The 12,505-nt window shown below is 47.4% G+C and carries 11 protein-coding genes and 2 riboswitches; of the genes, 7 read left to right on the forward strand and 4 right to left on the reverse strand.

Features of this window, described 5'->3' with window-relative positions:
- The first annotated feature begins 74 nt into the window (after positions 1-74).
- Together KO512_RS01675 and KO512_RS01680 are read left to right on the forward strand one after the other, a co-directional pair.
- On the forward strand, positions 75-884 hold the full coding sequence (locus tag KO512_RS01675; protein ID WP_215950594.1) for an enoyl-CoA hydratase/isomerase family protein: 810 nt from the start codon (positions 75-77) through the stop codon (positions 882-884).
- Positions 885-1,052: 168 nt separating this feature from the next.
- Complete coding sequence (locus KO512_RS01680) at positions 1,053-2,264, forward strand: ABC transporter substrate-binding protein (RefSeq protein WP_215950595.1); 1,212 nt, start codon at positions 1,053-1,055, stop codon at positions 2,262-2,264.
- A 119-nt stretch (positions 2,265-2,383) separates the two neighbouring features.
- On the opposite strand, the gene KO512_RS01685 is transcribed toward KO512_RS01680, so the two are convergent.
- The 3 genes from KO512_RS01685 to KO512_RS01695 form a co-directional block, all read right to left on the reverse strand.
- Positions 2,384-2,794, reverse strand: coding sequence for an OsmC family protein (locus tag KO512_RS01685; RefSeq protein ID WP_215950596.1), 411 nt, complete (start codon positions 2,792-2,794; stop codon positions 2,384-2,386).
- A gap of 118 nt (positions 2,795-2,912) precedes the next feature.
- A complete protein-coding gene (locus KO512_RS01690; RefSeq protein WP_215950597.1) occupies positions 2,913-3,152 on the reverse strand; it encodes a thioredoxin family protein in 240 nt (79 codons plus the stop codon).
- Positions 3,153-3,219: 67 nt separating this feature from the next.
- Positions 3,220-3,564, reverse strand: a complete 345-nt coding sequence (locus tag KO512_RS01695; protein WP_215950598.1) for a metalloregulator ArsR/SmtB family transcription factor — start codon at positions 3,562-3,564, stop codon at positions 3,220-3,222.
- A 386-nt stretch (positions 3,565-3,950) separates the two neighbouring features.
- Positions 3,951-4,099, forward strand: a riboswitch (FMN riboswitch).
- A gap of 109 nt (positions 4,100-4,208) precedes the next feature.
- Between KO512_RS01695 and KO512_RS01700 the strand changes: the two genes are divergently transcribed.
- Together KO512_RS01700 and katG are read left to right on the forward strand one after the other, a co-directional pair.
- On the forward strand, positions 4,209-4,697 hold the full coding sequence (locus KO512_RS01700; RefSeq protein WP_215950599.1) for a 6,7-dimethyl-8-ribityllumazine synthase: 489 nt from the start codon (positions 4,209-4,211) through the stop codon (positions 4,695-4,697).
- Between the two features lie 773 nt (positions 4,698-5,470).
- Positions 5,471-7,627, forward strand: a complete 2,157-nt coding sequence (gene katG, locus KO512_RS01705; protein WP_215950600.1) for a catalase/peroxidase HPI — start codon at positions 5,471-5,473, stop codon at positions 7,625-7,627.
- Positions 7,628-7,900: 273 nt separating this feature from the next.
- Here katG and KO512_RS01710 read toward each other — a convergent pair whose 3' ends face one another.
- Positions 7,901-8,788, reverse strand: coding sequence for a patatin-like phospholipase family protein (locus KO512_RS01710; protein WP_215950601.1), 888 nt, complete (start codon positions 8,786-8,788; stop codon positions 7,901-7,903).
- A 263-nt stretch (positions 8,789-9,051) separates the two neighbouring features.
- Here KO512_RS01710 and KO512_RS01715 point away from each other — a divergent pair, with 263 nt between their 5' ends.
- The 3 genes from KO512_RS01715 to KO512_RS01725 all read left to right on the forward strand — a co-directional run bounded on the left by KO512_RS01715 (position 9,052) and on the right by KO512_RS01725 (position 12,428).
- The gene (locus KO512_RS01715; RefSeq protein WP_215950602.1) at positions 9,052-9,489 is read left to right on the forward strand and encodes a universal stress protein; all 438 of its coding nucleotides are present in this window, start codon (positions 9,052-9,054) and stop codon (positions 9,487-9,489) included.
- Positions 9,490-9,498: 9 nt separating this feature from the next.
- Positions 9,499-11,052 (forward strand): alanine/glycine:cation symporter family protein, encoded by a 1,554-nt coding sequence (locus KO512_RS01720; protein WP_215950603.1) that lies wholly within the window; start codon positions 9,499-9,501, stop codon positions 11,050-11,052.
- Between the two features lie 146 nt (positions 11,053-11,198).
- Positions 11,199-11,365, forward strand: a riboswitch (FMN riboswitch).
- A gap of 127 nt (positions 11,366-11,492) precedes the next feature.
- Positions 11,493-12,428, forward strand: a complete 936-nt coding sequence (locus tag KO512_RS01725) for a DMT family transporter (RefSeq protein ID WP_215950604.1) — start codon at positions 11,493-11,495, stop codon at positions 12,426-12,428.
- Positions 12,429-12,505 lie beyond the last annotated feature (77 nt).

The following is a 12,505-nucleotide window of genomic DNA, read 5'->3' on the forward strand; positions in this document are numbered from 1 at the left end:
TCTTGTTAAAGGCGACATAACGCTGTTGTTATTTGATTTCACTTTATTCTAAGCATCGTTCTAGAGGCCATAGAATGGAACAGACGGTAGAAAAGCTTATCGGCTTCGAGTTAGAGAATGGCGTGGGTTATATCACTCTGAACAGGCCAAACGCCCGCAATTCAATTAACGAAGCTATGTTTGAATCATTACTGGCGGTGTTGCAGCGGTGTGAAACCCTAGATTCGTTAAAGGTTCTAGTGCTACGCGGTGAAGGTGATGTGTTTTGTGGCGGTGGCGATATTCAGTTCTTTCGCCAACTATTGACGGCCACACCGGCTTCTCGACAGCAACAACTGGCCGGTTATATTCATTCAGCCCATCAGGTGATTGCCGCGCTGATGGCCATCTCTTGTCCTGTTGTGGCGGCGATTCAAGGGGCTGCAGCAGGCTATGGTATGAGTCTCGCTTGTGCCTCGGATATCATTATTGCAGAGCAGGGTTGTCAGTTTATTCCCGCTTATACGGCGCTCGGTACTACGCCTGATGGTGGGCTGACTTATTTATTACCGGCGCTGATCGGTGAAAAACGTGCCTTGGACGTGTTGTGGTTTAATCGTGCCGTTAAGGCGGAGGAGGCGCTTGACTGGGGGCTGGTTAATCGCGTGTGTGCGCCGGGTATGTTGGCACAAACCGTCGAAGAGTTCACCGCGACATTGTCTCAAGGCGCACGGCAGGCGCAACGTAATCTTAAAAAACTGGTGACCGAGCGATCAAGGTCACAGCTGAGCCAGCAGATGGATCAAGAGTTAAACTCTTTTTTAAAGTGCGCGGCGACCGACGACTTTATTGAAGGGGTGCAGGCGTTTCTTGAGCGCCGTCCCAGTCAGTTTAAGGGCTGTTAATCTCACCTACATAAAAGGGACCTGAGTTGAATAGCCAAAATGGGAGGCTTGAGATGTTTAATGCAATGCCTTGTTAAATGAACGTTTAATCACAGGGGATCGAAGAAATTATTTACCCGTATCACCATCAAAACAACATAAAACAACAACAATAAATTTGGATATGCCATGAAATTGATACGTAAAACTCTGCTTGCCTCCGCCATGATCGTTGCTGCAAGCACGGCGCAAGCGAGTCTTTCCGACGACAAAGTGAAGATCGGTGTTCTAGTCGACATGAGTGCGGGTTACTCCGATATCACCGGTAAAGGCAGTGTTGAGGCTGTGATGATGGCCGTCGAAGATTTTGGCGGCAAGGTGTTGGGTAAGCCAATAGAGGTGGTGGTTGGCGATACTCATCTCAAAGCGGATGTCGGCTCCTCGATCGCACGTAGATGGGTGGAAGATGAGCAGGTCGATGTCATTAATGGCGCGGTTGCTAGCTCAGTAACGGGAGCGGTTACGAAGTTTATGACTTCTCAAGAAAAGATCACCCTGATTGCGGCATCGGCAAGCCATACCTTTACAACCAAAGATTGCTCTCCGTTCAATGCTCACTGGACCTATGATGTGGTCGCTGTGGCTAACGGCACTGTTAAGCCCATGGTAGAAGGGGGCAGTAAAAAATGGTTCTTCATTACAGCGGATTATGGCTTTGGTCATGCGTTGGAAAAAGTGGCTACCGTTGTGATCAAGAGTAATGGCGGCGAGGTGGTTGGTGGCGTCCGTGCGCCGCTCGGTACAACCGATTTTTCATCTTATATTCTTCAGGCGCAATCGTCAGGCGCTGATGTTATTGCACTGGCCAATGCGGGTGCTGATATGATTAATGCATTAAAGACGGCGGCTGAATTTGGCGTGACCGACACCGCTGAAGTTGCCGGCCTGTTAGTCTTTACGCCCGGTGCGCAAGCGCTCGATCCGGCGATAGCCGGTGGCATGAAGTTGACGACGGGGTTCTACTGGGACATGGATGATCAGACGCGAGCTTGGTCTAAACGTTATATGGCGCGTATGGACGGTAAGATTCCTTCCATGGCCCATGCTGGCACCTACTCCTCCACAATGCATTACTTGAAAGCCGTTGAAGCGACGGGTACCGATGAAGGAAAAGCGGTGATGGCCCAAATGAAGGCTACGCCGGTTGAAGACTTCTTTTCCCGTAATGGTTACTTACGTAAAGATGGTCGAATGGTCCACGATATGCTGCAAGTACGGATTAAAACGGCATCTGAGCGAAAAAATGAGAATGATATATTTGTGATTGAACAGATCATTAAAGGCGACGATGCTTTCATGAAAATCGAAGATGGTGGTTGTGAGTTCGCGTTAGCAAAATAAGCCCCGGAGTAACCAAAATCCATGGTTTTGGTTACTGTTTTTTATGGATGTTTAATGAAGGGGCTGAATAGACGCCAACGGGACATGGCATTTAAACCCATCCGTGCGTAGGCTGTCTCTTACGCACGACTTAAGGTGCCTGTTAGCTCAGTGCCCGGCGCGATGGTATTAAATACGGTACCGAATTTTCTAACATTGTCATGGAGCAGGTCTAAACGGTGATCAGACTCGTCGGTTGTGACTTTGATCCTATACTGAATCGATTCCATTTTGGGTGGGGCATCCTGCCTGACGCCAGTAATCTCAACGTCAACCTGTTGCAGGTCAAATTTTAAAATCGGCGTGACGCGCTCAATACCTTTTATAATGCAGGCCGCGAGCGCGCTCATTAATAGTTCCGCCGGATTGAACGCATCCGTTCGGCCTTGCAAATCGGTATCGACTACCAGTGAAGCATCTTTACATGTGACAGTGCTACCGTGCGCATCCGTGCGATGGGCCACGACGTTAAAGGTCATTTTTTGGTTCATGATTCTTCTCCTAAAATACACGCCATCAGTTAACGAATGACGTTACGAATGACGTCGCATATGGGCGGTCATGCTAAGCGCCGTTCCTTAGATGCCTAGAACGGCATAAAAAAGATCGTTATGACGGTGTTAGCCATTCTTTAACTTGAGCGGCTTGAGGCACCGAGCCCGAGTGAATCAGCTGTTCATCGATCACGACAGCGGGTGTACTCATAACACCATAAGCCATGATTACCTGAGGGTCGGTTTCTTTGGTAACAGCAACTGAGACACCTTGCTCTTGAGCTACTTTTTCAATTAGCTCGGCGGTTTTTATGCATTTAGCACAGCCGGTACCCAATACTTTTATGGTTTTCATCTGTTTATCCTTTGCTTCAGTGGCGATGCTATTTTATCTGCTACGTCACAGAGGGCGTTCAGTTTGTTCAGCAACATGTTGATATTCTTTCGGGTCGACTGCCCATGCGAGTTAACTGCGCTAGGTTCTCTTTTAGAAAATCGCTGTTGTTGACGGTTGTCTCGGTGATGATTTTTTGACTCCACTCCGGCAGGGCAGGGTTAATGCGGTAAAAAATCCACTTTGCCTGTCGTCGGTCCAGCAGTATCCCGCATTGGCGAAGCTGAGCTAGGTGCCGAGAAATCTTAGGTTGAGATTCTTGTAGAGCTTCAGTTAGTTCGCAAACACAGAGTTCACTCTCATGCTCAATTAATAATATGCATTTTAATCGCGTCTCGTCAGCGAGGCATTTGTAAAATTGTACGGGGTTCATAACGCGACCTTTATGATGCTGGCCTTAAATAGTAGCTAATATATGAAATATTGTATATGAGAGGCTAGATGTCGAGAAAGGCTTTTATCGACTCTTGTGTTGTTATCAATCAGCGCCAGCGCTCAGTCTCTGCTTTTATGGTGAATGGGTATGATCGACACGAGGGTTCCAAGTTATCACAAGCTATCCTGTGGATGTTGCAACAAACGTGGTTCTGCGAATCTTAACCCTCAGTGACCCTCTGTCAGTCGCTGTTGTGCTGATGCTATAAACCGCGAACCTTGTCACTTAATAGGCGTTTAGTGGGAGGTGTTTATGATGACAACAATGGGTTTTGACAATGCGCGGTAAAAGGCAGTATATTCTCTGCCGTCGAATTATTTCGATTTCGTTCTCGGGGCGGGGTGAAACTCCCCACCGGCGGTAAAGAATTATTTCTAAGCCCGCGAGCGCCTTTAAGTATCTACTTTTAGGGTCAGCAGATCTGGTGAGATTCCAGAGCCGACGGTTATAGTCCGGATGATAGGGAACGTGTCAGACAAAATATTAAACTGGGCCGTCTTTTTTGCGGCTTCGGTGTCGTCCTATGCGACGTATTTTCCTGTCCGTTCGCCCTGATTCACCTTTTCTTATAGGGTTTTACTATGAATCAGAGCTCAACGAAGTTCACTCCAGCCACTAAGCGCATTGCTTTTATACATGCCACTTGGCATGAAAAGATCGTGCTTAATTGTTTGGATGGCTTTAAGCAAACATTAATCTCGCTTGGTTATGACGTATCACTGATCGATGTGATACCGGTGCCTGGTGCGTTTGAAATTCCACTACAGGCGAAACTACTTGCTAAAAGTGGGCAGTACGCGGCGATTGCCGGTAGCGGGTTGGTGGTCGATGGTGGTATTTATCGCCATGATTTTGTCGCACAAACGGTCTGTAATGCGCTTATGCAGGTGCAACTAGACACTGAAGTGCCGGTTGTTACCGCGGTACTGACACCGCATCACTTTCATGAACATGATGAGCATAAAGATTATTTCTCTCGCCACTTCATAAAGAAAGGCATTGAACTAGCAAATGCGTGTGATCAGGCGATTCAGCTAACCGAAAAAGCGAAGCGAACACTCTATGTCTGAGTGTTGGTCTTAACCGCCCGTTATAAAATGGCGTTCATATCGGTGAGATATGTTCGCCATCTATACATAAAACGGCTGTTCATGCCGAACATTCTGTCAGCTAATGCTGGCAGACCATCACTACTGGTAACTTAACGTCTACTTTTAGTCCTTAAAAAGTGAGATGTCATCCTTCCAAGACCTTTGATTAAAAAGATCTTAGACAAATCTGATAGAACCCATCAAGACAAATGTATTGGCATCGGCTATCCGTTAATGTTCAGTTCTAACAAGGGCGGTTTAAATCGTTATTATTCGATTTAAACCGCGCGACTAAACGGCAATCGCTCGCAAATCATTATGCTGTTACGACCTAAACATCTAAAACGGTGTTTAGGTCGATTTATTTTCGCCCACAAAAAGTTATGTCACCCCTCAGTTGCGTGGAAATCTTTAACCGCTCATTCAACTTATTGTCTGCTCTGTTTTTACCTGACTTTCATCGCTCGGCTTCCTCGTCAATCTTCTGTGTCTAAATTACTTTAGTGCCTTTTATCGGCTTATCCCACGAGTTACTGGTGGCGATATCGTGAAGCTTATTTCAATCTCATCGGGTTTATAGACACAGATTAAATATTTTTTAGTGATGATCATGCAATCTCATAGATAAAACCTATTATCAGTATAGGCGTAAATGGTTTCCCATCCTGTTAGGAATGATCAATAGTAGTGCCTGAATTTATAACATGGCTAGATAACAACGTCTTTTCATGAGAAAAGTAGGAGCTTGAGTGATGTCTAATAATAAATGCCCTGTGATGCACGGTGGTGCGACAGAAAGCAGTATGTCGAATATGGAGTGGTGGCCAAAGGCCTTAAATCTAGATATTTTGCATCAATACGATAGCAAGACAAATCCCATGGGCGAAGCGTTCAACTATCAGGAAGCGGTTAAGAGTCTTGATGTTGCGGCGCTTAAAAAAGATATGCATGCTCTGATGACCAACAGCCAAGAGTGGTGGCCTGCCGATTGGGGTCACTATGGTGGGTTGATGATTCGGATGTCTTGGCATTCGGCGGGGACCTATCGCATTGCTGATGGTCGAGGTGGTGCGGGTTCAGGCAATCAGCGTTTTGCGCCGATTAACTCTTGGCCGGATAATGCGAACTTAGATAAGGCCCGTCGTTTACTATGGCCGATCAAAAAGAAATACGGTAACAAACTTAGCTGGGCTGATTTGATCGCCTATGCAGGCACAATGGCTTATGAATCGATGGGCCTAAAGACCTTCGGTTTTGCGTTTGGTCGTGAGGATATTTGGCACCCAGAGAAGGACACCTACTGGGGGGCAGAAAAAGAGTGGTTAGCGCCTAGCGGTAGTGAGGGAAGCCGTTATTCCGGTGAACGTGATCTGGAAAACCCATTGGCTGCGGTCATGATGGGGCTTATCTACGTCAATCCAGAAGGTGTAGATGGTCATCCTGACCCACTTAAAACGGCAAATGATATACGTGTTACCTTTGAACGTATGGCCATGAATGATGAAGAAACCGTTGCCCTGACCGCGGGTGGTCATACGGTGGGTAAGTGCCATGGTAATGGTGATGCGGAACTGCTTGGCGCTGATCCAGAAGGCGCTGAAATCGAAGATCAGGGGCTTGGCTGGTTGAACAAAACCAAGCGAGGTATTGGTCGTGGCACCGTGACTAGCGGTATTGAAGGGGCTTGGACGACACACCCTACCCAGTGGGATAACGGTTATTTCAAGCTACTGCTTAACTATGAGTGGGAACTGAAGAAGAGCCCCGCCGGTGCATGGCAGTGGGAGCCTATCGATATCAAAGATGAGGATAAGCCGGTCGATGTTGAAGACCTCGCGACCCGTTATAATCCGATCATGACCGATGCGGATATGGCCATGAAAATGGACCCAGAGTATCGGAAAATTTCCGAGAGATTCCAGCAGGATCAAGCTTACTTCTCTGACGTATTTGCCCGTGCATGGTTCAAACTGACCCATCGCGATTTAGGACCAAAAACGCGCTATATCGGCCCTGATGTGCCAGAAGAAACGCTTATTTGGCAAGATCCAGTGCCTGCTGGCAGCACAAGCTATGATGTTTCCGCCGTGAAAGCGAAAATCGCGGCCAGTGGTCTAAGTGTGAGTGATATGGTTTCTACCGCATGGGACAGTGCTCGCACTTTCCGTGGATCAGACAAGCGTGGTGGTGCCAATGGTGCGCGTATTCGGTTGGCTCCACAAAAGGATTGGGAAGGTAATGAGCCCTCACGTTTGACTACCGTGTTGACTGTGCTTGAGAGCATTGCCGCCGATAGTGGTGTGAGTATTGCGGATGTTATTGTGCTTGCGGGCAATCTGGGTGTTGAGCAGGCGGCTAAAGCGGCGGGCATTGAGGTGAGTGTGCCATTTACACCTGGGCGCGGTGATGCAACCGCAGAGATGACGGATGTCGAGTCGTTTGAGGTGCTTGAACCTTTGCATGATGGTTATCGTAACTGGTTGAAACGCGACTATGTCGTCAGTGCAGAAGAACTGATGTTGGATCGTACCCAGTTGATGGGCTTAACTGCGCCAGAGATGACCGTGCTGGTGGGCGGTATGCGGGTGATGGGTACCAACTATGGTGACACTAAGCATGGCGTGTTTACCGATCGTGAAGGCGCCTTGACCAATGACTTCTTCGTCAACTTGACCGATATGAATTATACGTGGAAGCCTAGCGGTGAAAACCTATATGAAATTCGTGATCGTCAGACGAATAAAGTTAAGTGGACAGCAACACGGGTTGATCTTGTGTTTGGGTCTAACTCTATCCTTCGCTCATACGCGGAAGTTTATGCGCAGGATGATAACCAAGAAAAGTTTGTCCACGATTTTGTGGCGGCATGGACTAAGGTGATGAATGCTGATCGTTTTGATCTAGCTTAATTTCAGTAATTCCCCCCTACGTCACTGATCAAGGTGGCGTAGGGGCTTCTGTGTTTCATTTCTCTGCCATAATGACTTCGGTAACAGGGCTATCATCCTGACGGTACTCGCTTTTGCCTACCGCTGTTGAGAAAACAGCTGGCCGATTTTAAAAGAAGTTTCCCCCCATATTGAAATCGATCTAAGGTTAGCTTGGAGTCCTCCTGATTTAAGTGAAGGCTCGGTCGATATGTGTATTCATTTTTAGCACCGGCAACGAATCAACCCTAGCGTTTATCGTTTTATATGCCGGAGGCTTTTCTCCGCCGCTTGATAACCCAGTTCAATCATTTCGGTGGCTCGGTCAAACTCTAGCATTCGGCAGGCATTGCGGGGGATATCGACAAAATGATCGGGGGGGTAGGCCGCCAGTTTTTGTCGAGCAATGGTGCTTTGCATGGCATCAAATGCCTGATGGGCAATATCGTAGACGCCATTGTCTGGTGCGATGAGAGCGTTGTCCATATCTTTGAAACTGTCGAGAAATGCCGTTATTTTGGCCGAAAATAGATCTTTTTTCGCGCCGTCTATCTTGTTATCTAAGTTTGTTTTGCTTTTTCCATTGGGCTTGCCGCTAAGATTGACGGCGATAGTGAGATCAGTTCTGTCATTAAAGGTCGGCGCAATAGGGACTGGGTTTAATACCCCACCATCAATAAGGTCGATACCCTTGTAACGAAAAGGCGTTAATAATAGCGGTAGGGACATTGACGCTCGGATGCCATCAAACAGCTTGCCGGAATTAATCCATACCTCTTTTTCATTCAGGATGTCGGTGGCTACCGCGGTATAGCTGATTGGCAGGTCTTCAATCATCACATCACCCACCAACTCAGTCAGTATGCTGATGATTTTATCACCTTTAACCAAACCGCTTCTTTTCCAAGAGATATCCATGAAGGTGACGATATCGACTTTGCGTATCGCCTGTGACCAGGTTGAAAAGTCTTCCAGTTTTCCCGCTGCATAGACTCCACCGATAAGTGCGCCGATGGAACAACCGGAAATCGATTTGATATTAAAGCCATTTTCTTCCAGCCAGTGAATCACGCCGATATGGGCAAAACCACGGGCGCCGCCGCTGCCTAATACCAGTGATACGGTTGTCTGCTGAGTGGTCATGGGGTGGTTCGGCTCCTTGTGGTAGGTGAGCGGGTCAATTGTCAGTACTTTAATTGAAGTCGTTAGATCCACTTATAGGTCATCGACTTGTGAATACTAACCTATTAAAGAATAACAGGCCTGTCTTGGTTGAAAAACTCACCTTTTTACGCAAAACATTCCATTTTTGTTGGGCTTTTGCCGTCATTTTTAAGTTAAAGCACAGTACGGGAAATACGTGCCTATACTTAAAACCCATGCGCAAAAAATTGAGGAATGCAAATATGTCAACAAAATTGATTGTTGGTTTAGATGGGAGTGAGCCTGGTGAGCGTGCGCTGACCTATGCTAAGCATCTGTCAAAACTGATAGGCGACTGTGTGATTGAGCTAGTTTATGTCATCGAATGGTCCCCCTATAGTTTTCAAACCGCTGAAGAGAATGCCATGCGGCATAAGCGTCGTGAGCAAGAGATCAAGCTTGCTTCCGAACGGGTTATCACGCCCGCATTAGAAGCCATGAAAACAGAAGGCTTTACCGCAGGGGGACGGGTATTACACGGCGATGCTGCTGAGTTATTAAACTCTGTGGCGGTTAAAGAGAAGGCGCAACAGATTATTGTGGCACGCTCGACTGAGAGTGGGTTAGCGGCAAAGCTGTTTGGTAGTGTCACTGCAAAGCTGGTGATGAGTGCGAGTGTCCCTGTCACTGTGGTTAATTGAGGTTGTCTTATGCATATTAAAAAAATAATAAGTAGCGCATTTATCTCTTTGTTTCTGTGTTTCTCTAGCGCATCGGCACTGGCCGAAGAGGGGAGTATTGATCAGACGGTGAATGAGGTCTTTGCTTCGGCGACGGGTTGGTTTGTCAACCTGATCTTTGCGCCGTTACCCGGCACGACGTTTCCATGGATCGTTCTCTGGTTGGTCACCGGAGCCACGGTTTTTACTGTCTATTTTGGTTTTATTCAATTTCGGGCCGTACGTCATTCGGTCGAATTAATTAAGGGTGATTACTCTGATCCCGATGATGCCGGTGAGGTGTCTCATTTTCAGGCGTTGGCGACGGCGCTCTCCGGTACGGTTGGTTTAGGTAACATCGCGGGTGTTGCTGTGGCCGTGAGTATTGGTGGTCCCGGTGCAACCTTCTGGATGATTTTAGCTGGTTTGATGGGGATGGCCTCGAAGTTTACTGAGTGTTCTCTCGCGGTGAAATACCGAAATGAGTATGCCGACGGTACCGTCTCTGGTGGCCCGATGTATTACATCTCGAAAGGCTTTAAAGAGAAAGGGCTTCCGGGGGGCGGCATACTGGCGGTATTGTTCTCGATCTTTTGTATTCTGGGCGCACTTGGCGGCGGTAATATGTTTCAGGCCAATCAGGCGCATGCCCAGATCAGTAGTATTGTCGGTGATTACCCCGGCTGGATCACCGGTGTGATTTTTGCCATTATCGTTTTTGCTGTGATTGTCGGTGGTATTAAGTCGATCGCTAATGTGACCGAAAAAGTGGTGCCATTGATGGGCATTCTTTATGTGCTGGCTTCTCTGGTTATTATCCTAATGAACCTCGATAAAGTCGGTTGGGCCTTTGGTCAGATTTTTGAAGGAGCCTTTACCGGACTCGGGATTGCCGGTGGTTTTGTCGGTGCATTGATTCAAGGGTTTAAACGGGCGGCGTTCTCAAACGAGGCCGGTGTTGGTTCGGCGGCGATTGCTCACTCGGCCGTGCGGACGAAAGAGCCGATTACGGAAGGGTTTGTTTCGCTGCTGGAGCCATTTATCGATACGGTGGTGATCTGTACGATGACGGCGCTGGTGATCATTATTACCGGTCAGTTAACCACGGACCCAACCACAGGGCTATATCTGGTGGGTGAAAGCGGTCGCATTATTACTGCCGATGGCTCTTCGGGTGTTGCCTTGACGTCAGCTGCATTTGGCTCGGCTTTCAGTTGGTTCCCTTATGTGCTGGCGGTTGCGGTCGTGTTGTTTGCGTTCTCAACCATGATTAGCTGGTCTTACTACGGTCTGAAGGCTTGGACCTATCTCTTTGGTGAAGGAAAAACGACCGAGTTAGTCTTTAAAGTCATCTTCTGCCTGTTTGTCATTATTGGCGCAGCAGCCAATCTGGGCCCCGTTATCGATTTCTCCGATGCCTCTATCTTTGCCATGGCGGTGGTCAATATCATCGGCCTGTACTTCTTGATGAGTGTGGTTAAAGTCGATCTGAAATCATACCTGTCACGTTTGAAGTCCGGTGAAATTAAAAAATTCAAAAACTGATTACCAGCGCGGTTATTGGCGCTAAACCTAACGGGGTAAAAGAGGTTATTCTTTTACCCCGTTTTTTATGGTTTAGCGTCAAGGGTGCTTATTTGCCTTTAAAAAATAATCACGGAGGTTTAAAGTTAGATCGTAATTTTACATAAATCGAACTTCGGGGCGGGGCGAAATTCCCCACCGGCGGTGATTTTGATGGGCTATCCTGTCAAACAGCCCGCGAGCGCTTAATGTGATTGATTCAATCATATTAAGGTCAGCAGATCTGGTGAGATACCAGAGCCGACGGTCATAGTCCGGATGATAGAAGATCGACCAGTCTGTAGCAGTCTCTGAACTATTCAGCGATGGCTTTGTTGTGTTTGGCTGCGTTTAAGCCAATGACACAGGCGGGTACATTCGTTTTCATCACCCCTGGCATCTTATTTTGGGAGAAACCAAAGATGGCAGGCACATGTTTTATCATGATCGCATGTTTTACCTGGGCACTGGATACATTAATTCGTTATCCCTTATTGGGGGCGGGTTATGCCACACTACAAATCGTTTTAATCGAACACCTCACACTGGTGCTGTTGGTCAGCCCGATGCTGTGGCGCTATCGCCATGTCTTTCGTCATTTATCAATAAATAGCTTTTTGTGCCTGTTTTTTATTGGCGGGGTCGGTTCTGCACTTGGTACTTTAGCTTTTACCGAAGCGTTTCATTATCTGAATCCAACGGTGGTGATTTTATTGCAAAAGCTACAACCTCTGGTGGCTATCGTGCTCGCCTATGCTTGTTTAAATGAGCGCATCGAAGGATCGTTTGTTCGCTGGGCGATAGTGATTTTATCCGGCAGTTTGGTGATGTTGTGGCCTGATATTCAGTCGTTGGCTGAGGTGCAGTGGCACTATGCTAACGACAGTTTGAGTGTTTTAACCGGCTATGGTTATACGCTCTTGGCTGTGCTGGCGTGGGGGGCCGCTACGGTATGTGGTAAGTATCTTTCTCAGCAGCAGATGCATCCCAGTGCGATTATGTCAGGCCGTTTTATGGCGGGATTGTGTGTTTTATTACCTTTAGCCCTACTGCAACCGGATAGTTTAATGCCGATGTCACCGGTGGATTTAAGCTTAGCGATAGCCATGGCGTTATTGAGCGGATTGATTGGAATGCGTTTTTATTATCAGGGCTTGAAAACAATACCGGCACACATGGCAACCTTGGCAGAACTCTCTTTTCCCGTGTTTGCGGCGGCGGTCAACTGGTTTGTACTTGGAATGGGGTTAACGCATTATCAGATTATCGGTGGACTTATGCTGATGTTAGGCAATTTTGGTTTGCGGCTGAAAGCGTTGCAACGCAGCGATCCAAGCCCTGTGGTTTATCAGTCTTAATCGCTGTTTTAACGGCCTAACAACGATTGTTAGGCTGTTTCGCACATTTTTTGTCAGGTATATTGGTTTATATGTCC

This window comes from Amphritea atlantica (genome assembly GCF_018860855.1).
GTDB lineage: Bacteria > Pseudomonadota > Gammaproteobacteria > Pseudomonadales > Balneatricaceae > Amphritea > Amphritea atlantica_A.